Genomic DNA, 21,450 nt, shown 5'->3' on the forward strand with positions numbered 1-21,450 from the left:
CCTAAGTGAGAGCGGTCAAGGTCTCGACGCAGGGTGGGTCATCGGGCAGTGCCCAGCAGGGCAGTGGATGCTGGCCGTCCGTGGCTCCCGGCGTCGCCAGGCATGATTCAAGATAGTTGATGAACTCGGTGCGGGCGATGTCCCGCGCGCCCAGGCGGGCCAGGTGATGGGTGCGCATCTGGCAGTCGATCAATCGCCCACCACCGGCGCGCATGGCGCGCACCAGGTGAACCATGGCCACCTTCGAGGCATCGCTCGCGCGCGAGAACATCGATTCGCCGAAGAACACCGGACCCATGGCCACGCCATAGAGCCCGCCGACCAGTTCGCCCTGCTGCCACGCTTCCACCGAGCGCGCATAGCCGAGCCGGTGCAGCGTCACGTAGGCGGCATGCATCTCCGCGGTGATCCAGGTGCCGGGCTGGCCCTGGCGCGGAGCCGCACAGGCCTCGACCACGCGGCTGAACTCCCGGTTGAAGGTCACCGTGAAGCGGCCGTTGCGCAGGCGCTTGGCCAGGCTGCGGGACACGTGCAGTTCGTCGGGAAAGAGCACCATGCGCGGGTTCGGGCACCACCAGAGGATCGGCTGGTCGTCGCTGTACCAGGGAAAGATGCCGCGTCGATAGGCCGCCAGCAACCACTCCGGGGTCAGCTCGCCACCCGCTGCCAGCAGCCCCTCCGGGTCGCGCAGGGCGCGCGAGACGGGAGGAAAACGCACAGGGCGCTCGGGAAGCCAGGACAGCATGCGGTGGCGCTCCTCGTCGGCGTTGGTTTCCCTAGTCTGCCGCCGGAGCCGATTTGGCTCAAGCAGCGGTCATGGCCACTGTGCCGGGGGCGGGAGTCCCGGTATGATGGCGGCTGAATTCATTCTGCTTCATGTGAGTTGGAAAGGCACCGTCCCGCTACGGTGCGAGGGGGTTGGCGAGTTGAGTGTAAAGGAAAAGGGCGTGCCGCGGCACGCAGCGGAGGAGGACTCCCAGCAGCCGACCACGCGCCTGTCGCTCCACCTGCACGGCGTGGCCCGGGAAGGGGCGACCATCATCCTGCTGGCGGCCTGCGTGTTCCTGCTGCTGGCGCTGTTCAGCTACCAGCCGGCGGATCCCGGCTGGTCCCGCCGTGGGCCGGAAACCGTCGTCGCCAACTGGATGGGGCCCTTCGGCGCCTGGCTGGCCGACGTGCTCTATTCGCTGTTCGGGGCCAGCGCCCTGTGGTGGCCCGGTATGCTGGGCTTCGCCGGCTGGCGGCTGATCCGTACGCGCAGGGTGCAGCTCGAATGGGACGCGACCGCCGTGGCCGTGCGTCTGGGCGGCCTGGTGCTGCTGCTGCTGGGGACGACGACGCTGGGGGCACTGCACTTCTACAGCCCTGACAGCGTGCTGCCCTATGCTTCGGGGGGCATCCTCGGCGAGGGGCTGGTCGGGGCGCTGGTGCCGCTGGTCGACTCGGGCGGTACCGGCCTGCTGGCAGTGGCGGCGATGCTGTGCGGTTTCCCTCTCTTCAGCGGCGTCTCCTGGCTGACGGTGATGGATGAGCTCGGCCACCGCTTCTTGCGCCTGTGGCGCTGGGCGGCCACGCCCTTCGGTCTCTCCCGTGACCGGCACGAGCCGGCCTGGGACGAGGATGACAGCCAGGCGGAGGAGGAGCCCGAGCCGGAAGCGCGGCCCGAGTCGCCTCGCCGCCGCTGGCGCTTCTGGCGTCGCCGCGAGCCGCTGACGCCCACGGGGCAGGCAGGGCAGCGCGAACCGGGCCTGGCGTCCTCCTTCGGCGACGACGGCGATACCGACATCCCCTGGGACGTGCCCGAGCGCACACCTTCGGCCAAGCGCCCGGAAGCCGCCTATAGCGCGCGGCAGGGCGAGGCGGCTACGGCGGCGCGGTCGGCCGCTGCCGCGGAGGCTCCGCCGGTGCCGGGCTTCGGTGGCGCACGCGCCGCGGAGGCGCCGATGGCCACTACGGTGCTCAAGGCTAGCCGCGACGAAGAGCCCATCCCGGCCGCTGCCATGCCGCTGCGCGCCACGAAGAGTGACGAGGCTGCCTCTGCCGAGCCGACAGACGGCGCCCGCCGGGAGGATGCCGACGCGTCGGCGACACCCCAGGCGGATGACAGGGCCAAGGCGGGTGAGCGGCACGACTCGCCACGGCGCGAACCGGCGCTGGGCGACCTGCAGCCGGAGGAGCCGGTCGATGCGCACGAACCGCGCCTGAGCTGGAACGACATCGGCCTCGCGGACGATGAGCGGGACGACGCCGATGACGAACGCGCCTCGCCGGCGGCGCGGTACGACGAGCAGGAGGAGACGCCGAGTCGCTACGCCGATCAGGCCGAGGGGCTGCGGACGTGGCGTGAATCGGCACCGCACGCCCAGGAGGAGGCGCATGAGGGCCGCGTGGCGACGGCGGAACAGGCGCGTGAGGCGGCCGAGGAGCCCGACGGCCCAACGCTGTGGACGGTGGAGCACCTGCAGAGCCAGCGTCCCGTGCTCGACGACATGCCGGAGCCGGACGGCGAGCTGCCGAGCCTGCGCCTGCTGACGCCGGCTGAGCCGCACCACCAGAACTACACCGAGCAGCAGCTGGCCGACATGGCCGAGTTGCTCGAGACCCGCCTGCGCGAGTACGGCGTCAAGGCCGAGGTGGTGCACACCTGGCCGGGGCCGGTGATCACGCGCTTCGAGATCAAGCCCGCCGCCGGCGTGAAGGTGTCGAAGATCAGCAACCTGGCCAAGGACCTGGCCCGTTCGCTGATGGTCAAGAGCGTGCGCGTGGTGGAGGTGATCCCCGGGCGGCCGACGGTGGGCATCGAGATACCCAACCCGCACCGGGCGATGATTCGTCTGCGCGAGGTGATCGACTCCGACCGCTACCAGCAGGAGGCCTCGGCGCTGACCCTGGCGCTGGGTCAGGACATCGGCGGCGGCCCGGTGGTGGCCAACCTGGGCAAGATGCCTCACCTGCTGGTGGCCGGCACCACCGGCTCGGGCAAGTCGGTGGGGGTCAACGCGATGCTGATCTCGATGCTGCTCAAGGCCACGCCCGAGGAGCTGCGCCTGATCATGGTCGACCCCAAGATGCTGGAGCTGTCGGTCTACGACGGCATCCCGCACCTGCTGGCGCCGGTGGTCACCGACATGAAGGAGGCGGCCAACGCGCTGCGCTGGTGCGTGGCCGAGATGGAGCGGCGCTACAAGCTGATGGCCGCGATGGGCGTGCGCAACATCGCCGGCTTCAACGGCAAGCTCGACGAGGCCGAGCGCGCCGGCGCCCAGGTGGCCGACCCGCTGTGGGAGCCGCAGCCGTGGGAGATGCACGAATCGCCCCCGGTGCTCGAGAAGCTGCCCTACATCGTGGTGGTGATCGACGAATTCGCCGACATGTTCATGATCGTCGGCAAGAAGGTCGAGGAGCTCATCGCGCGCCTGGCGCAGAAGGCGCGGGCGGCCGGTATCCACCTGATCCTGGCGACCCAGCGTCCCTCGGTGGATGTGGTGACCGGCCTGATCAAGGCCAACATCCCTACCCGCATGGCATTCCAGGTGTCGTCGAAGGTCGATTCGCGGACCATCCTCGACCAGGGTGGCGCCGAGAACCTGCTGGGCCATGGCGACATGCTCTACCTGCCGGCCGGCGCCGGGCTGCCGACCCGCGTGCACGGCGCCTTCGTCGACGACGACGAGGTGCACCGGGTGGTCGAGGACTGGAAGCGTCGCGGCGAGCCGGAGTACATCGAGGAAATCCTCTCCGGCGGCGTCTCGGCCGAGGCGTTGGCAGGGCTCGAGGCCGAGGGCGGCGAGGGCGGCGGCGACGCCGAACAGGACGCCCTCTACGACGAGGCGGTGCAGTTCGTCACCGAGAGCCGGCGCGCCTCCATCTCGGCGGTACAGCGCCGCTTCAAGATCGGCTACAACCGCGCCGCGCGCCTGGTCGAGGCCATGGAGGCGGCCGGCGTGGTCTCCTCGATGGGCTCCAACGGCGGGCGCGAGGTGCTGGCGCCACCGCCGGTAGGCAACTGATTCCGGCGCCAGGTGGCAACCCAACCTTGCATCAATCATGAAAGCGTCGGCGGGCATGCAACCCGCCGGCGCGCAGCGGGTCCGAGAGACAGGATCCACGTGGACCTGCCCAGGGAGAGAGAATCGATGATGAAGAAGACCCTAGCTGCACTGGCCCTGACCCTTGCCGCCCCGGCAGTCGTCCTGGCCAGTGAAGGTGCCGAACGCCTGACCCGCATGCTGGAGCCGCTGCAGACCTATGAGGCGAGTTTCGAGCAGCTGATTCTCGACGGCAGCGGCGAGCGGCTGCAGCAGGCCAACGGCCACATGTGGCTGTCGCGTCCCGGCAAGTTCCGCTGGGAGGTCGACGCGCCCTACCAGCAGGAAGTGGTCTCGGATGGCAGCGAGGTCTATCTCTACGACCCCGACCTGGAGCAGGTCACCGTGCAGGCGCTGGACCAGCGGGTCACCCATACCCCGGCGCTGCTGCTCTCCGGCAGCGCCCGCGAGCTGACCGAGAGCTATGAGGTGTCGCGTCAGCAGCAGGGTGGCAGCGAGACCTTCCGTCTGGTGCCGAAATCGGTCGACACCCTGTTCGAGGAGCTGCAGATGACCTTCAATGACGAGCGACTGGCCGCGCTGCAGATGATCGACAGCACCGGCCAGGAGACCGTTATCGAGTTCAGCGACGTACGGACCAACCAGGACATCGACGACGGCCGCTTCGCGTTCGAGATCCCCGACGGCGCCGACGTGATCCGCGACACGCACTGAGTCCCGCCGTCAGCCCGCCAGCGCCGCCCTCGAGGCGGCGCTGGCGTTTCTACTCGTCCCCGCCGCGGTCGGCCCGGGCGTCCAGCTCGGCGCGCCAGGCCATCAGCTGGGCGTAGCGCTTCTCCTGGCCGTGCTCGCTGGGTTGGTAGAACGCCTCGTGGGACAGGCCTTCCGGCCAGCAGTCGTGGGCGCTGCCCGCCGGGTAGCCCTCCGGCTCGTTGTGGGCGTAGCGATAGCCGTGGCCGTGGCCGAGGGATTCCATCAGTCTGGTCGGGGCGTTGCGCAGGTAGATGGGCACCTCCAGACGCGGCTGGGCGGCAACGAACGCCTTGGCGCGCTTCCAGGCCTGGTCGATGGCGTTGCTCTTGGGCGCGATGGCGAGGTGGATGGCGGCGTGGGCGATGGCGCGCTGGCCCTCGTAGTCGCCCAGGCGCAGGTAGGCGTCCCACGCCGCCATGACCAGCGGCAGCGCACGCGGGTCGGCGTTGCCGACGTCCTCCGAGGCGATCGCCGCCAGTCGTCGAATCACGTCGAGCGGGTCGCCGCCGCCCTGGATGAAGCGGGCGATGTAGAGCAGGGCGGCATCCTGGCGCGATGAGCGCACCGACTTGTGGATCGCCGAGAGCAGGTCGTAGTAATGGTCGCCCTGCTTGTCGAAAGCGCTGGCCTGGTGGCCGAGCGCGGCGTCCAGCGCTTCGCGCGGCAGCCGTTCGCCTTCGCCCTCGGGCACGGTGAAATCGCAGGCGGTCTCGAGCATGCCCAGCGCACGGCGTGCGTCGCCGGCGGCGGCACGGGCCAGGATGGCCAGCACTTCGTCATCGACCGCGATGCGGCGCCGGCCCAGCCCGCGCTCCTCGTCGCGCAGGGCGCGCCGCATCACCTCGACGAGCTCGCTCTCGTCGAGCGAGGTGAGCACATGGACGCGAGCGCGCGAGAGCAGCGCCGAGTTGACCTCGAAAGAGGGGTTCTCGGTGGTGGCGCCGATCAGCGTCAAGAGGCCCGACTCAACGTGGGGCAGCAGGGCATCCTGCTGGCTCTTGTTGAGGCGGTGGATCTCGTCGAGGAACAGCAGGGTGGGGCGGCCCTGGGCCTGCATGGCCCTGGCCCGTTCCACGGCGGCGCGAATCTCCTTGACGCCGGCCATCACCGCGGAGAGCCGCTCCAGGTGCGCGCCGGAGTGCTCGGCGAGGAGCTCGGCCAGGGTGGTCTTGCCGGTGCCGGGTGGCCCCCACAGGATCATCGAGCGCACGCTGCCGCTCTCGGCCATGCGCCGCAGCGGCCTGCCCGGCCCGACCAGCGCCTGCTGGCCCACGTAGTCGTCGAAGCGTCGGGGCCGCATGCGAAAGGCCAGCGGTGCGGAATCGTCGGGCGCCTGGCCGAAAAGATCCATGGTGTTTCTCCTCCTGCTGCCGTGCGAGGTCGGTCAGACGGCTAGCACTAACTCAGTGGGTTGCAATACGACCTTGGGCGATGTGCGAGATCCAGCCAAAGGGACTAGGGTTGAGACTGCATCCTGCCATTTCGTGCCGTGTCTTGATTGCGACGAGGCCGTAGCCCGATAGCGACAAGACTGAACCTGCTTGCTTCCCGTGAATCCAATTCCTATACCCGCTCATCGTTAGAGGAGGCCTCGACATGCCCATGCTGACCCAGTTGCGTCAGGATCATGCCAATATGGCGCGCATGTTGCACGTTCTTCAGCTCAAGCAAAAGGCCTTGGTGGCCGGTGAACGCCCCAACTTTCAGCTGGTTCGTGAGGTTGTCGACTACATTCTCGACTACATGGAAGGGTTCACCATCCCCCTCGAGCGCATCTGCTCGGAGCGGCTGCGGACCCTGGTGCCGGAGTGCCGGGAACTCACCGAGCGGCTGTCGCGCGACTATCAGGCGCTCAAGCCCCGCCTGATGCGGCTGTCCAATGACATCGACATGATCCTGATGGACGCCGTGGTCCCGATGGACCGCTTCGCCGAGGACCTCAAGGCCTACTTGGATGCGCATCGCGCCTACCTACGCGACGAGCGTGAGCTTCTCTTCCCCCTGATCCGCGATCACTTCGACGATCAGGACCTGGAACTGCTGGCCCAGGCGCTGCCGGAGGATGCGGCGGCCAAGCTGGAGCGGCTTCAGGAAGCCTATCCGGAGCTCTACGCCGAGCTGTGTGAAACCGAGGAACCGGCCGCCTGACGGGGCCGGAGCGCGATGAACCGGCGATCGGAGGCTTCTGCTCGCTCGGCATGCTGCTAGAATAGGCCCTCTTCTGGTAGCAGCCGAGCGACTTCCATGAGTTCCGTTTCGCCATGTCCGGCCCGATACTGATTTTCGATTCCGGCGTCGGCGGCCTGTCGGTCGTCCCTTCGCTGCGGCATCGGCTGCCCGATGCTGCCTTGGTGTATGCCTGCGACAATGCCATGCTGCCCTACGGTACGCGCCCCGACGACTGGCTGGTGGCGCGCATTCTGGCGGTGTGCGAGGCGGCTGTTGCCGCAAGTGGCTGCTGCGTGCTGGTGGTGGCGTGCAATACCGCCAGCACCCTGGCGCTGGATGCCCTGCGTGCCCATCTCATGGTGCCCGTGGTGGGAACGGTACCGGCGATCAAGCCTGCCGCCGCCATGAGTGCCAGTCGCCACATCGGCCTGCTGGCGACCAGCGCCACCGTGGCGCGCCCCTATACCGACCGGCTGATCGAGGCCTTTGCCAGCGACTGTCGGGTCACGCGGGTGGCGGCCGACCCCCTGGTGCGCGAGGCCGAGCGCCTGCTGGCCGGCGACGAGCCGGATCAGGCCATCATCGACGCCGTCACGGCGCCGCTGTGGGAGTCCGCCGATCTCGATACGGTGGTGCTCGGCTGCACCCACTTCCCACTGCTTGGCGAGAGGTTGATCGCGGCGTCGCTACGTCCGGTGCGCCTGGTCGACTCCGGCGAGGCCATTGCGCGGCGCACCGCCGAGGTGGCCGGCGACCCCGCCCCCGTGACCGGCCGCGACCGGAGCCTGGCCACGGCGCCCGATGCGCGACTCGCCCGGGCGCTGGCCCACTTCGATTTTGACGAACCGCGCCTGCTGATCGCCGGCTGACTGCCTTCCCTACGCTCTGCACACGACAGGAGATGCCGTGCCCATTCCCGTTGTCGATCCCGCCCGCTACGAGGCGCAGCTCGAGGCCAAGCGCGAGCGCATCGAACGCCAGTTCGCGCGCTTCGCCCCGCCTTCGCTGGAGGTGTTTCCCTCACCGCCGAGCCATTATCGTCAGCGCTGCGAGTTTCGCCTGTGGCACGAAGGCGACGACCTCTACTACGCCATGTTCGAGGTCGATCGCGACGACCCCAAGCAGAAGCGGGTGATCCGGCTGGACGACTACCCGGTCGCCAGCCGCCGCATCAACGAATTGATGCCGCGGCTGCGCGAGGCGCTGCTGGAAAGCGACGTGCTGCGCCGCCGGCTGTTCCAGGTCGAGTTCCTGACCACCCTCTCCGGCGAGGCCCTGGTCACGCTGATCTATCACCGCCCGCTGGATGCGGCCTGGGAAGAGGAGGCGAAGCGGTTGCAGCGGCGGCTCGACATCCAGGTCATCGGCCGCTCGCGCAAGCAGCGCCTGGTACTCGCGCGCGACCACGTCTGGGAGCGGCTGGAGGTGGAGGGGCGCACCCTGCACTACCAGCAGGTGGAGAACAGCTTTACCCAGCCCAATGCCGAGATCAGCCGCGCCATGCTGGCCTGGGCGCGCGACGTGACCCGGGGCAGCCAGGCGAGCGACCTCGTCGAGCTCTACTGCGGTAATGGCAACTTCACCGTGGCGCTGGCCGAGAACTTCCGCCGCGTGCTGGCCACCGAGATCTCGCGCACCTCGGTGGCCAGTGCCCAGCAGAACCTGGCGGCCAACGGCATCGACAATGCCGTGGTGGGGCGCATGTCGGCGGAAGAGTTCAGCGCCGCGCTCAAGGGCGAGAAGGGCGGCCGGCGGGTCTCGGAAATGGCGCTGGCGGAATACGACTTCTCCACCGTGCTGGTGGACCCACCGCGCGCCGGCCTCGACGAGGCCAGCTGCCGCCAACTGAGCGAATATTCGCGAATCGTCTATATTTCATGCAATCCGGATACGTTGGAGCGCAACCTGGAGGCGCTGAGCCGCACCCATCGAATGATCCGTTTCGCGCTGTTCGATCAGTTTCCCTGGACCCACCACTGTGAATGCGGGGTGCTGCTGGAGAAAATCTCCGCCTGATCGCCGGCTGGCCTGGGCAGGAATGGCCGCTGTTGTCAAGTAGCGAAACGTACCGCCTCGATGCACAAGCGACATGCTCCATGAGAAGGCTGGCAAGTCGATAGGGTGCAGCGCAGGGCTGCAGTAAGCTTCCCGTCACGTGGCCGCGAGTCACGCCGATTCTTTCCCAGGGCCGTTACGGCCCCAGGCAGCCGAGGTGAGGGATGCAATACGAGACGATCGAAGTTGGCCGGCAGGAAATACTCAAGCAGCTGCGCGAACGCCTGGACAGCCGACTCGAGAAAGCGCGGGCCGAAGAGGTGGAGGCCTTCGCCCGCCATTTCTATGCCACGGTGCCGCTGGAGGACCTGGCCGACCGCCGGCTGGACGACCTCTATGGTGCCACCCTGTCGGTATGGCACTTCATCCAGCACTTCGATCACGCCTCGCCCAAGGTGCGCGTCTTCAATCCCGACTTCGAGGAGCATGGCTGGCAGTCCTCGCATACGTTCGTCGCGGTGCTGCACGAGGACATGCCGTTCCTGGTCGACTCGGTACGCATCGAGCTGAACCGGCGCGGCCTGACCGTGCATGCGATCCACAATGCCGTGCTGGCGGTGGAGCGCAACCGCGGACACGACCTTCTGCAGGTCGGTTCGCCGCGCGACGTCAACGCGCCCGCCAATCGCGAGTCGCTGATCGCCATCGAGATCGACCGCCACTCCAATCCCGAGGTGCTGGCCGACATCGAGCAGTCGCTGCAGGAAGTATTGCGCGACGTGCGTATCGCCGTGGGCGACTACGAGGCGATGAGCGAGCGCGCCCGCGAGGCCGTCGCCGAACTCAAGGCCGGCCGCCCCGAGCAGATCGAGCCGGGCGACCACGAGGAGGCGATCGCTTTCCTCGAGTGGCTGGTGCGCGACAACTTCACCTTCCTCGGCTACGACGCCTACACCATCGAGACCGATGCCGAGGGCGACCGCCTGGTCAAGGCCGAAGGGAGCGAGCTCGGTGTGTTCCGCCTGGACCTGCCGCGCTACCAGGAGCGCATCCGTACGGAGCTGGGCATCGAGGGCAACCGCTTCGTGCTGGTGCCCCAGCTGCTCTCGTTCGCCAAGAGTTCGCATCATGCCCGGGTCCACCGGCCCACCTACCCGGACTACATCTCGATCGATCGCTACGACGAGCAGGGGCGGGTCATCGGCGAGCACCGCTTCCTCGGCCTGTTCACCTCCAGTGTGTACAACGAGTCGCCGCGCAACATTCCGCTGCTGCGCCACAAGCTCAAGGCGGTGATGGAGATCGCCGGCTTCAATCCCAAGGGGCACAACGGCAAGCAACTGCTGCAGATCCTCGAGGTCTACCCGCGCGACGACCTGTTCCAGATCGATACCCAGGAACTGGCGCGCACGGCGCTGGGGATCCTCGACATCCGCGAGCGCCGGCGGGTGCGGCTGTTCATCCGCACCGACCGTTCCGGGCGCTTCCACTCCTGCCTGGTGTTCGTGCCGCGTGACGTGTTCTCCACCGACCTGCGCGTGCGCATCCAGAACCTGCTGTGCGAGGAGCTCGACGCCACCTTCGGCGACTTCAACACCTACCTCTCCGAATCGATCCTCGCCCGTATCCAGTTCATCCTGCGCTTCCGCGGCGACACCCCCCGCGAGGTCAATCTCAAGCGCCTGGAGGCCAAGGTCGCCCAACTGGCCCGCAGCTGGCGCGACGAGCTGCACGAGGCGCTGGTGGAAGGCTTCGGCGAGGAGCAGGCCAACCGCCTGATGGATCGCTTCCGCGACGCCTTCCCGGCCAGCTACCGTGACGACTTCGGCTCGCGCACCGCCGTCTTCGACCTGCAGCACCTGGCCGACCTCGACGCCGGCGAGCCGCTGGCGCTGACCCTCTATCGCCTGGTGGAGGAGGAGGGCAGCGGCGTCAACCTCAAGCTGTTCCAGCGCAATCGCCCGATCCCGCTCTCCGACGTGCTGCCGGTGATGGAGAACCTGGGGTTACGGGTAATCGGCGAGCGCCCCTATGAGTTCGTCACCCCCGACATGCGCTACTGGCTGCACGACTTCGACCTCGAGCACCACACCGCCACCGAGGTCAGCCTGCAGCAGATGCGCGAGCCGTTCATCGAGGCGTTCAAGCGCATCTGGGCCGGCGAGGCCGAGAACGATGCCTTCAACCGCCTGGTGATCGCCGCCAACCTGGACTGGCGCGAGGTGGCCATGCTGCGTGGCTACGCCCGTTATCTGAAGCAGATCCGCTTCGGCATGTCGCAGGACTACATCGCCACCACGCTGACCAGCTATCCGGAGATCACCCATGAGCTGGTGACCCTGTTCAAGCTGCGCTTCGACCCCGAGCGGCGCCCCGAGGAGGGCGAGGTACAGGCTTGCATCGAACGCCTCAATCGTCACCTCGACGGCGTCGCCAGCCTCAACGACGACCAGCTGCTGCGTCGCTTCATGGAGCTGATCCGCGCCACCCTGCGTACCAACTACTACCAGCGCACCGCCGACGGCAGGTTCAAGGACTACATCGCCTACAAGCTCGATCCCAAGCGGGTCACCGGCATGCCCAAGCCGCGACCGGCATACGAGATCTTCGTCTGCTCGCCGCGGGTCGAGGGCGTTCACCTGCGCGGCGGCAAGGTCGCCCGAGGGGGGCTGCGCTGGTCGGACCGCCAGGAGGACTTCCGTACCGAGGTGCTGGGTCTGGTCAAGGCGCAGCAGGTCAAGAACGCCGTGATCGTGCCGGTGGGTGCCAAGGGCGGCTTCGTCTGCAAGCGCCTGCCCGAGGGCGGCGACCGCGATGCCATCCAGCAGGAGGGCATCGCCTGCTACAAGACCTTCATTCGCGCGCTGCTCGACGTGACCGACAACCTGGTCGGCGGCGAGGTGGTGCCGCCCCGGGACGTGGTGCGTCACGACGACGACGACGCCTACCTGGTGGTGGCGGCCGACAAGGGCACCGCAACCTTCTCCGACATCGCCAACGAGATCTCTGCCGAGTACGGCCACTGGCTGGGTGACGCCTTCGCCTCCGGCGGCGCCAACGGCTACGACCACAAGAAGATGGGCATCACCGCGCGCGGGGCCTGGGAGTCGGTGAAGCGCCACTTCCGCAACCTCGGCCTGAACACCCAGCAGGAAGAGTTCACCGTGCTCGGCATCGGCGACATGGCCGGCGACGTGTTCGGCAACGGCATGCTGCTCTCCGACAAGATCCGCCTGCTGGGCGCCTTCAACCACTTGCATATCTTCGTCGACCCGCATCCCGACGCCGCCGCCACCTTCGTCGAGCGCCAGCGGCTGTTCCAGCTGCCGCGCTCGAGCTGGGAGGACTTCGACGCCGCGCTGATCTCCGAGGGCGGCGGGGTGTTCAAGCGCAGCGCCAAGTCGATCCCGATCTCACCGCAGATGCAGGAGGTGTTCGGCATCGAGGAGGAGCGCCTGTCGCCCAACGACCTGATTCGCGCCATGCTCAAGTCCCGCTTCGACCTGCTGTGGAACGGCGGCATCGGTACCTACGTCAAGGGCAGCCTGGAAACCGACGCCATGGTCGGTGACAAGGCCAACGATGCGCTGCGCATCAACGGCAGCGAACTCAACTGCCGGGTGGTCGGCGAGGGCGGCAACCTGGGCCTGACCCAGCGCGGCCGCATGGAGGCCGCCGCCAAGGGCGTGCTGGTCAACACCGACTTCATCGACAATGCCGGCGGGGTCAACTGCTCCGACCACGAGGTCAACATCAAGATCCTCATCGACGAGGTGGTCAAGCGTGGCGACATGACCGAGAAGCAGCGCAACCAGCTGCTGGCCGACATGACCGAGGAGGTGGCCGAACTGGTCATTCTCGACAACTACCGCCAGACCCAGGCGCTGGACCTCTCTCAGATCCTGTCGCGCTACGGCATCGGACCCTACCGGCGCTTCATCGGCGAACTGGAGGCCGCCGGCCAGCTCGACCGTGAACTCGAGTTCCTGCCCTCCGACGAGGAGATGCAGGAGCGGGTCAATGCCGACCAGGGCATGACCCACCCGGAACTCTCGGTGCTGATCTCCTACGCCAAGAGCGTGCTCAAGGGAGACGTGCTGGCCTCCGACGTGCCCGACGATCCCTATATCCAGCAGTACGTGGAGCGTATCTTCCCGCGCGTGCTGGTCGAGCGCTTCCGGGACGAGATGTACGCTCACCGCCTCAAGCGCGAGATCGTCACCACGCAGGTGGCCAATGACCTGGTCGATCACATGGGTATCGTCTTCGTGCGCCGCCTGATCGATTCCACCGGGGCCAGTCCCGCCGATATCGCCCGCGCCTACATCATCGCCCGCGACAGCTTCCAGCTCTCCGACCTGTGGGAGCGGATCGAGGCGCTGGACAACCAGGTGCCGAGCCAGGTGCAGTACGCCATGATGCTCGACCTGATGCGGCTGATCCGGCGCACCACCCGCTGGTTCCTGCGCCAACGCCTGGGGCTCTCCACCCGCGACGCCATCGAGTACTTCGCGCCGCGGGTCGCCCAGCTGCAGGAGGGCATCGGCGAGCTGCTGCGCGGCGAGGAGCGCCGCCGCTGGGAGCAGAAGCGCGGCGAGCTGCTCGATGCCGGCGTGCCCGAGGAGCTGGCCGCCACGGTGGCGGCCTCGGGCAGCCTCTACGGCGCGCTCGGCATCATCCAGGCCGCTCGCCAGACCGACGAGAAGCCGCAGCGTGTCGCCGAGGTCTTCTTCGAGATCGGCGACCGACTCGAGCTGCCGTGGATGATCCAGCAGGTCAGCAACCTCGATGTCCGCGACAGCTGGCAGGCCCAGGCCCGCGAGACCTTCCGCGACGACATCGATCGCCAGCAGCTGGCCCTCACCGCCAGCGTGCTCAAGTCCGAGGACGGCCGCGAGCCCGACGAGCGCGTCGATCACTGGCTGGCTTTGCACGCTTCGCTGCACGAGCGCTGGTGCCGCCTGATTGCCGAAGTGCGCAGCGGCAGCCAGGCGAGCTTCCCGCTGTTCGCGGTGGCAGTGCGTGAGCTGGTCGACCTGGCCGAGAGCAACGGCGAGGCCTGAAGGCGCGAAACAGCCTGAGCGATAGACGAACCCCGCCGATGGCGGGGTTCGTCGTCTTGGGCCTGCGGCGCTGCTATAATCCGCCCGCCTCGCCACTGCCAACTGCCAGGAGCTGCCATGTACGCGCTTGCCCGTTCGATCCTGTTTCGCCTCGATGCCGAAACCGCCCACGGCCATGCGCTCTCGGCTCTCGACCTGGCTCATCGCCTCAGGCTGGCAGGTGTGCTGAGTGGGGCTCGCGTCGACGACCCGGTGGAGCTGATGGGGCTGCGCTTTCCCAATCGGGTTGGGCTGGCGGCGGGGCTCGACAAGAACGCCGATCACCTCGATGCGCTGGGAGCGCTCGGCTTCGGTTTCGTCGAGGTCGGCACGGTGACGCCCAGGCCGCAGGAGGGCAATCCCCGGCCACGCCTGTTTCGCCTGCCCGAGGCTGGCGCCATCATCAACCGCATGGGCTTCAACAACGCCGGGGTCGACCATTTGATCGAGCGAGTGAAGGCGGCGCACTTCGACGGCGTGATCGGCATCAACATCGGCAAGAACCTCACCACACCGGTGGAGCGAGCCGTGGACGACTACCTGACCTGCCTGGAGAAGGTCCACGCCCACGCCGACTACGTGACGGTCAACATCTCCTCGCCTAACACCCCGGGGCTGCGCAACCTGCAGTTCGGCGAGCACCTCGATGCCCTGTTGGGTGCCCTGCGCGAAGCGGCCGACCGCCTGGACCAGGCCGCCGGCCGCCGGGTGCCGCTGGCGGTCAAGATCGCTCCGGACATGAGCGCCGAAGAGGTGGGCCTGGTGGCGGCGAGCATCGCCGGCAGCGGCATCGACGCGGTGATTGCGACCAATACCACGGTGTCGCGTGAGGCGGTGACCGGACTTGCCCATGCCGACGAGCAGGGCGGGCTCTCGGGGCGGCCGGTGTTCGAGCCCTCCAACCGGGTGATCCGCGAACTGCGCCGCCACCTGCCCGAGTTACCGATCATCGGCGTGGGCGGCATCGACAGCGGCGAGGCGGCGGTGGCCAAGCTCGACGCCGGTGCCGACCTGGTCCAGCTCTATTCGGGCTTCATCTATCGCGGGCCGGCACTCGTCGGCGAGTGTGCTCGGGCGCTCAGGGCATATGGCAAGGGGGCGGCAGGCGAAAGCCGGTAACAAGAAAGCCCGCGCAAGGCACGGGCTTAGCTCTTTCCTCGCCACCCTGGCGGTGACAAGGGGACGATCGGTTGGTGAGAAAGTCGTTACATTACCATCGGGTTCTTGTGAATCCCGGAGACGCCGGTCATGCCGGCCCACTGGTCTCCTCGGCCTTCACGCCAACCACTCATCCAATATTCACGTATGTTGACATCCTGACTGGGACAGTCGTCGCGGGAGCGCCCGGAAATGCCGGCCTTGTAGCCATGAAGATAGGCGCGTTGGAAGCGATCACGTTTCTGTCTTTTCATCGGATGACCTCTTGTCAAGGTACCAATTTGGAGCGCGCGACATGCACGCTCCGGCGTTCCACCGTTCGCCTCGCCGTTATTCATTCCCTTGACGACGGCAGAGCGAGGTCATGCGAGCCCAAAACGGGTTCGCCAAGTGAACGCATGCGTCTTTACAGTAGCTACCATGACTACTCTTAGCCCATCATGGGGGCCATTGTCGACCTATGTTTCGTCATAAGATCGAGACAAATTTGTAACGAAAGGAATATGCCCGGCCGAAGGGGGCGGGAACGCTTCATGAGTGAGTCATCGCAACGCGCAACAAGGCCTTTCCTGGCCACCTGCCCCAGGGGGCTGGAAGAGCTGCTCGCCGACGAACTGCGCGCGCTGGGGGCCGAGCCGCACAAGACCACGGTGGCCGGGGTCCACTTTCGCGCCGACCTCGAGGTCGCCTATCGCGCCTGCCTGTGGTCGCGGCTGGCCAACCGCATCGTGCTGAGCCTGTTGCGCGAGGAGAACATCGAGCGCCCCGAGGCGCTGCATCGGGCGGTGGCCGGCGTCGACTGGTCGCAGCACCTGCGCCCCGGCGCTACCCTGGCGGTGGATTTCCACGGCCGCAGCGAGCAGATCCGCCATACCCGCTTCGGCGCCCAGACCGTCAAGGACGGCGTGGTGGACGCGCTGCAGGCGCAGGGTCGGCCGCGCCCCGGTATCGACCTGCAGCGTCCCGACCTGCGCCTCTACGCCCACCTGCACCGGGGCCGGCTGACGCTGGGCGTGGACCTTTCCGGCGACAGCCTGCATCGGCGCGGCTATCGGCGCGACGTGGGCCACGCGCCGCTCAAGGAGAACCTCGCCGCAGCCCTGCTCATCCGCGCCGGCTGGCCGCAGCGTCTGCGCGACGGCGAGGCGCTGGTCGATCCGCTGTGCGGCGCGGGGACGCTGTTGATCGAGGCAGCGCTGATGGCTGCCGACATGGCGCCCAACCTCGGCCGCGTACGCTTCGGCTTCCATGGCTGGGCGCAGCACGACGAGGCGTTGTGGGCCGAACTCAAGCGCGAGGCCGAAGCGCGTGCCAGCATCGGCCGCAAGCGTTGCCGCAACCGGCTCTACGGCTTCGACCAGAGCCCGCCGGCGCTGGCGGCGGCCAAGTCCAACGCCATGCGCGCCGGCATTCCTGCGCTGATCGCGTTCTCCGGCGCCTCGCTCGGCCAGCTGCGGCGGCCGGCCGAACTGGATGAGGAGGCGCGGGGCCTGGTCATCACCAACCCGCCCTACGGTGAGCGCCTGGGTGAGCTGCCCGAGCTGGTCACGCTCTATGGCGAGCTGGGCGAGGGTGTGCGCCGTGCCTTCCCCGGTTGGCGCCTGGCGGTGTTCACCGCCAACCCGGACCTGGGTCATCGCATCGGACTGCGGGCCGACAAGCAGTATTCGCTGAAGAACGGCCCGCTGGAGGCCAAGTTGCTGTTGATGGACGTACAGGCCGGCGCAGGCGAGGAGAGCAAGACGGCGGCAGGGTCGGCAACGGCTCCACGCAGCGAGGGCGCGCAGATGTTCGCCAACCGGCTTGAGAAGAACCGCAAGCGGCTCAGGAAATGGCTCAAGCAGAGCGGCGAGGCCTGCTACCGCCTCTACGATGCCGACATGCCGGAGTATGCCTTGGCGGTGGACGTCTACGACGGCCGGGTCCATGTGCAAGAGTACGCGCCGCCGCGCTCGGTGAACGCCGACCAGGCGCAGAAGCGCCTGTTCGATGCGCTTCAGGTCATCCCCGAGGTGCTCGACGTCGACCCCGGCCAGGTGGTGATCAAGCGCCGCGAGAAGCAGAGTGGCAAGGCGCAATACCTCAAGCAGGCCGCTACCGGCGAGCGCTTCCAGGTGCGCGAGGGGCGCGCACGGCTATGGGTCAATCTGCGCGACTACCTCGACACCGGGCTGTTCCTCGATCACCGCCCGGTGCGGCGCATGCTCGCCGAAATGGCGCCGGGCAGACGCTTCCTCAACCTGTTCTGCTACACCGCCGCGGCCACCGTGCAGGCGGCGCTCGGCAGCGAGGAGGCGGGCGGCGCCGTGGACAGCGTCAGCGTCGACCTTTCCAACACCTACCTGGAGTGGGCGCGCGACAACTTCGCCCTCAACGGCCTCGACCCCGCCCGCCACCGCGTGGTGCGCGACGACTGCCTGCGCTGGCTGGAAACCGCCAGGGCCGAGTTCGACCTGATTTTCCTCGACCCGCCGACCTTCTCCAACTCCAAGAAGATGGAGGGCACCCTGGACGTGCAGCGCGATCATGTACGCCTGGTGACGCTGGCCATGGCGCGGCTGGCCCCGGGCGGCACCCTGGTGTTCTCCAACAACCAGCGTCGCTTCCAGCTCGATGAGCAGCTGACGGAACGCTTCGCGGTGGAGGACATCTCGGCGCGCACCTTCGACCCCGACTTCACGCGCCGCTCCGACATCCACCACGTATTCCTGATTCGTCATCGGGAGGTCGCATGACCCGGCTGACCCTTTACACCACCCTGGGCTGCCATCTGTGCGAGCGCCTCGAGACCCTGCTGGCCGTGCTGCATCGCGGTGAGTATCGCCTGGAGCGGGTCGAGATCAGCGACGACACGGCGCTGATGGCGCGCTACGCAGTGCGCATTCCGGTGCTGGCGGATGCCGCGGGCGATGAACTCGACATGGGCTTCGAGCCGCCCAGGCTGGCGGCCTGGCTGGAGGCGCGGGGCCGGCTCGACAGCAGCGCCTGGCGGCGGCTGCAGGCGGGCGGGCTCGAGCTCGAGCCGGAGCCGTCACCGGCGCGGGAGCGTGAGCCCTTGGCCCGGCGCCCCGCGGGACGGCGCTATCTCGGCTAGCGTCTACGTTGACCCAACGTAGGCCAGGAGAGGCCGTCGCCGTGGTGGGGGCTCGCCGTTTTAACAACAATCATCAGGCATGGATCGTGAACGCACAGGGGGTGGAAAATGAGGGCACCGCAACGAAGGCGGTGGCAGTACACCGCCCTGGGCTGTACGCTGCTGCTGGCGCTTGCGGACACGGTGTCGGGGGCGGCGGAGCCGGTCGGGATACAGCTGAGCGACGAAGAGCGCCGCTTCCTGGAAGCGAACGAGCCGATCGTCTTCGTTAGCCAGAGCCGCTACCCTCCCTTCGAATTCCTCGACGACAACGGCGAGCGACACGGCATGATGGTCGAGCTGGCCCAGTGGATCGCCACCGAGGCCGGCTTTCACGCGCAACTGACCGATACCGTCTTTCAGCAGGCCCAGGAACGAGTGCTGAGCGGAGAAGCCGACGTCCTGACGAGTTTCTTCTACAGCGAGGCGCGCGACCGTCGGTTCGATTTCACCCAGACCGTCTTCGAGGTGCCCGCCGCCATCTTCGTCGCCGTCGAGAGGCCCGACATCGCTCGGATAGAGGATCTCGACGGCAAGCGTGTCGCCACGCAGCGCGGCGACTATGCCATGGAGTACCTGGCCTCGCGGGACATCGAGGTCGAGCTGATCCAGACCGATGATTTTGCCGGTGCCGCGCGAGCCGTGATGGAAGGCGCTGCCGATGCCATGGTGGGCGACGAGCAAATCGTTCGCTACTACCTCTACAGCAGCGGGTTGCACGAAGCCATGAAGCGGGTCGGCGAGCCGCTCTACGTCGGGCTCAACGCCATGGCGGTGGCCGAAGGCAACGTGCTGCTTCAATCGATTCTGGACAAGGGCATCGACCATGCCCGCACCAGCGGGACGCTCGACCGGCTGCACGAGAAGTGGGTCGGCGCCGAGCTGCCCGGCCGACGCGTCGAATGGCGCGACTACTGGCTCTACGGGGCAGGGCTGGCGCTGGTGGTCGCCCTGGTCGTGGCCTGGAATGTCAGGCTGCGCCAGCTGGTCCGGCGCAAGACCGCAGATCTCGAGCTGGCAGCCAGCGTGTTCCGACATGCTCGGGAGGGCATCGTCATTACCGATGCCAAGGGCGACATCCTCGAGGTCAACGAGGCCTTTACCCGTATCACCGGTTACCGCCGGGACGAGGTGCTGGGCAGGAATCCTCGCATGCTCCAATCGGGCCTGCAGGAGGAGGGGTTCTATCGGGCGCTATGGCAGGAGCTGCTGGAGAAGGGAGCCTGGGAGGGCGAGCTGTGGAACCGGCGCAAGAGTGGCGAGACCTACCCCGAGCTGCTCACCATCTCGAAGGTCTGCGACCGCCAGGGCCAGGTGTCGCATTTTCTCGCCGTGTTCACCGACATCAGCCGTCAGAAGGAGTACGAGCGCCAGCTACAGAACATGGCCTTCTTCGACAGCCTGACCGAACTGCCCAACCGGATCTTGCTGGCCGACAGGCTGCGTCAGGCGATGCTGGCGGCCCGGCGCAGCGGCTGCAAGGTGTCGTTGGCCTACCTCGACCTGGATGGCTTCAAGGAGATCAACGACCGCCTGGGCCATGGCGTTGGCGACCGGGTGCTGGTGACGATAGCCGAGCGCCTGACCTCGGCCCTGCGAGAAGCCGATACGGTCGCCCGCCTGGGCGGCGACGAGTTCATCATCGTGCTGCCCGAGCAGAGCGATGTGAGCAACGTGAGCAGCCTCATCGTACGCCTGCTGCGCCGAATCGCGGAGCCGATCGAGATCGAGGGAACCTGCCTCTACGTCTCTGGCAGCATCGGCGTGGTGCATTTCTCCCCCGAGGACGAGATCGAGCCCGAGCAGCTCATCCGCCAGGCGGACCAGGCCATGTACCAGGCCAAGCAGGCGGGAAAGAATCGCTTTTACGTATTCGATGCCGAGCACGACCGCGCGGTGCGCGGGCACCATGAGAGCGTCGAGCGCATGCGCGACGCCCTGGCCAATGGCGAGTTCGTGCTCTACTACCAACCCAAGGTCAACATGTCCACCGGCGAGGTCGTCGGCGTCGAGGCGCTGGTCCGCTGGCAACATCCCGAGCGAGGCCTCCTGGCGCCTGCCGCCTTCCTGCCGACGATCCAACAGCATCCGCTGGCCATCGACCTGGGCGAGTGGGTGCTGGCCCAGGCGTTGAGCCAGTTCGAGGCCTGGGCCAACGCCGGCATCCGGCTGCCGGTCAGCGTCAACATCGACGCCATTCACCTGCAGCAGGCCGACTTCGTCGAGCGCCTGCGCGCCGAGATCGAGCGCCACCCGAGCGTGGCGCCGGGCGATCTTGAGCTGGAGGTGCTCGAAACGAATGCGCTTGAGGATATCGCCCATGTGGCGAGCGTGATGAAGGCATGCCGGGCGTTTGGCGTCGAGTTCGCGCTGGACGATTTCGGCACCGGGTACTCCTCGCTGACGTACCTGCGCCATTTCCCTGCCACCATGCTCAAGATCGACCGCAGCTTCGTGCGCGACATGCTCGATGACCCCGAGGATCTGACGATTCTCGAAGGCGTGCTCGGGCTCGCCGTCGCGTTTCGTCGCGACATCATTGCGGAAGGCGTGGAGACGCTGCTGCATGGGCGCATGCTGCTGGCGATGGGCTATCAACTGGGGCAAGGCTACGCCATCGCCCGGCCCATGCCGGCGAAGGCGGTGCCGGCCTGGCTCGAATCATGGCGCCCCGACCCGACCTGGCGCCATCGCCAGCGCGCCCAGCCGGAAGAGCTGCAGGCGATTTATGCCATGGTCGACCACCGCGCCTGCGCTGCCGGCCTGCTGCACTACCTGAAAGGCGAGCGCGCGGAGCCGCCGGCGGCGAGCTGTCGCAAGAGCCGGCTGGAGCAATGGCTGTCGGCCCTCGACGAATTGTCGGTCAAGGGGGGGGAGCACACGGCGCGAATCGCCGCGCTCTGTGCCGTCTACGACCGCCTGGCCGAGGAGGCGCTGACGCTGAAGGGCCATAGGGACGACGAGGAAGTCAAGCGGCACGCACGCCAGATGGAGGGGGTGAGCGAGGAGCTGCTGGGCCTGTTGCAGTACTGGATCGACGCCAGCGAAGCCGTGCGCGACGATCTGTAGCGTACCAAGCCCCGGCGCGTGC

The 21,450-nt window shown here is 67.6% G+C and carries 13 protein-coding genes; 10 read left to right on the top strand and 3 right to left on the bottom strand.

Annotated elements, in window-relative coordinates:
* Nucleotide 1: 1 nt before the first annotated feature.
* Nucleotides 2-745 carry a leucyl/phenylalanyl-tRNA--protein transferase gene (gene aat / locus HNO51_RS06805; protein ID WP_209538807.1) on the bottom strand — a complete coding sequence of 248 codons (744 nt, stop codon included), beginning with the start codon at nt 743-745 and terminating at the stop codon, nt 2-4.
* A 202-nt stretch (nt 746-947) separates the two neighbouring features.
* On the opposite strand from aat, the gene HNO51_RS06810 reads away from it, so the two are divergent.
* Together HNO51_RS06810 and lolA are read left to right on the top strand one after the other, a co-directional pair.
* A complete protein-coding gene (locus tag HNO51_RS06810) occupies nt 948-4,010 on the top strand; it encodes a DNA translocase FtsK (protein ID WP_422674254.1) in 3,063 nt (1,020 codons plus the stop codon).
* A 126-nt stretch (nt 4,011-4,136) separates the two neighbouring features.
* Nucleotides 4,137-4,763 (top strand): outer membrane lipoprotein periplasmic chaperone LolA, encoded by a 627-nt coding sequence (gene lolA / locus HNO51_RS06815; RefSeq protein ID WP_422674255.1) that lies wholly within the window; start codon nt 4,137-4,139, stop codon nt 4,761-4,763.
* Between the two features lie 49 nt (nt 4,764-4,812).
* Here the strand turns inward: lolA and HNO51_RS06820 are convergent, their stop codons facing one another.
* Complete coding sequence (locus HNO51_RS06820) at nt 4,813-6,153, bottom strand: replication-associated recombination protein A (RefSeq protein ID WP_209538808.1); 1,341 nt, start codon at nt 6,151-6,153, stop codon at nt 4,813-4,815.
* Nucleotides 6,154-6,404: 251 nt separating this feature from the next.
* Here HNO51_RS06820 and HNO51_RS06825 point away from each other — a divergent pair, with 251 nt between their 5' ends.
* The 5 genes from HNO51_RS06825 to HNO51_RS06845 all read left to right on the top strand — a co-directional run bounded on the left by HNO51_RS06825 (nt 6,405) and on the right by HNO51_RS06845 (nt 15,187).
* Nucleotides 6,405-6,950, top strand: coding sequence for a hemerythrin domain-containing protein (locus HNO51_RS06825; protein ID WP_197450960.1), 546 nt, complete (start codon nt 6,405-6,407; stop codon nt 6,948-6,950).
* A gap of 113 nt (nt 6,951-7,063) precedes the next feature.
* Nucleotides 7,064-7,840: a glutamate racemase gene (murI, locus tag HNO51_RS06830; RefSeq protein WP_197450321.1), complete on the top strand. Its 777-nt coding sequence runs from the start codon at nt 7,064-7,066 to the stop codon at nt 7,838-7,840.
* A gap of 37 nt (nt 7,841-7,877) precedes the next feature.
* Nucleotides 7,878-8,987 (top strand): tRNA (uridine(54)-C5)-methyltransferase TrmA, encoded by a 1,110-nt coding sequence (gene trmA / locus HNO51_RS06835; RefSeq protein WP_209538809.1) that lies wholly within the window; start codon nt 7,878-7,880, stop codon nt 8,985-8,987.
* A 203-nt stretch (nt 8,988-9,190) separates the two neighbouring features.
* Nucleotides 9,191-14,029, top strand: coding sequence for an NAD-glutamate dehydrogenase (locus HNO51_RS06840; RefSeq protein ID WP_209538810.1), 4,839 nt, complete (start codon nt 9,191-9,193; stop codon nt 14,027-14,029).
* A gap of 117 nt (nt 14,030-14,146) precedes the next feature.
* Nucleotides 14,147-15,187, top strand: coding sequence for a quinone-dependent dihydroorotate dehydrogenase (locus HNO51_RS06845; protein ID WP_197450324.1), 1,041 nt, complete (start codon nt 14,147-14,149; stop codon nt 15,185-15,187).
* A gap of 86 nt (nt 15,188-15,273) precedes the next feature.
* Here HNO51_RS06845 and rmf read toward each other — a convergent pair whose 3' ends face one another.
* Nucleotides 15,274-15,480 (bottom strand): ribosome modulation factor, encoded by a 207-nt coding sequence (gene rmf, locus HNO51_RS06850; protein WP_111412507.1) that lies wholly within the window; start codon nt 15,478-15,480, stop codon nt 15,274-15,276.
* A 279-nt stretch (nt 15,481-15,759) separates the two neighbouring features.
* Here rmf and rlmKL point away from each other — a divergent pair, with 279 nt between their 5' ends.
* From rlmKL to HNO51_RS06865, 3 genes are all read left to right on the top strand, one after another.
* Complete coding sequence (gene rlmKL, locus HNO51_RS06855) at nt 15,760-17,961, top strand: bifunctional 23S rRNA (guanine(2069)-N(7))-methyltransferase RlmK/23S rRNA (guanine(2445)-N(2))-methyltransferase RlmL (RefSeq protein WP_209538811.1); 2,202 nt, start codon at nt 15,760-15,762, stop codon at nt 17,959-17,961.
* Nucleotides 17,958-18,320 carry a glutaredoxin family protein gene (locus HNO51_RS06860; protein ID WP_197450326.1) on the top strand — a complete coding sequence of 121 codons (363 nt, stop codon included), beginning with the start codon at nt 17,958-17,960 and terminating at the stop codon, nt 18,318-18,320. The genes rlmKL and HNO51_RS06860 overlap by 4 nt, the downstream gene beginning before the upstream one ends.
* A 108-nt stretch (nt 18,321-18,428) precedes the next feature.
* The gene (locus tag HNO51_RS06865; RefSeq protein WP_209538812.1) at nt 18,429-21,428 is read left to right on the top strand and encodes an EAL domain-containing protein; all 3,000 of its coding nucleotides are present in this window, start codon (nt 18,429-18,431) and stop codon (nt 21,426-21,428) included.
* The last annotated feature ends 22 nt before the right edge of the window (nt 21,429-21,450 follow it).

Origin of the sequence: Billgrantia sulfidoxydans, from assembly GCF_017868775.1 — a bacterium.
GTDB lineage: Bacteria > Pseudomonadota > Gammaproteobacteria > Pseudomonadales > Halomonadaceae > Halomonas > Halomonas sulfidoxydans.

Coding starts and splice junctions, on each gene's coding strand:
- aat (WP_209538807.1), bottom strand. CDS start 745: ATGCTGTCCTGGCTTCCCGAGCGCCCTGTGCGTTTTCCTCCCGTCTCG.
- lolA (WP_422674255.1), top strand. CDS start 4,137: ATGATGAAGAAGACCCTAGCTGCACTGGCCCTGACCCTTGCCGCCCCG.
- HNO51_RS06820 (WP_209538808.1), bottom strand. CDS start 6,153: ATGGATCTTTTCGGCCAGGCGCCCGACGATTCCGCACCGCTGGCCTTT.
- HNO51_RS06825 (WP_197450960.1), top strand. CDS start 6,405: ATGCTGACCCAGTTGCGTCAGGATCATGCCAATATGGCGCGCATGTTG.
- murI (WP_197450321.1), top strand. CDS start 7,064: ATGTCCGGCCCGATACTGATTTTCGATTCCGGCGTCGGCGGCCTGTCG.
- HNO51_RS06840 (WP_209538810.1), top strand. CDS start 9,191: ATGCAATACGAGACGATCGAAGTTGGCCGGCAGGAAATACTCAAGCAG.
- HNO51_RS06845 (WP_197450324.1), top strand. CDS start 14,147: ATGTACGCGCTTGCCCGTTCGATCCTGTTTCGCCTCGATGCCGAAACC.
- rmf (WP_111412507.1), bottom strand. CDS start 15,480: ATGAAAAGACAGAAACGTGATCGCTTCCAACGCGCCTATCTTCATGGC.
- rlmKL (WP_209538811.1), top strand. CDS start 15,760: ATGAGTGAGTCATCGCAACGCGCAACAAGGCCTTTCCTGGCCACCTGC.
- HNO51_RS06860 (WP_197450326.1), top strand. CDS start 17,958: ATGACCCGGCTGACCCTTTACACCACCCTGGGCTGCCATCTGTGCGAG.
- HNO51_RS06865 (WP_209538812.1), top strand. CDS start 18,429: ATGAGGGCACCGCAACGAAGGCGGTGGCAGTACACCGCCCTGGGCTGT.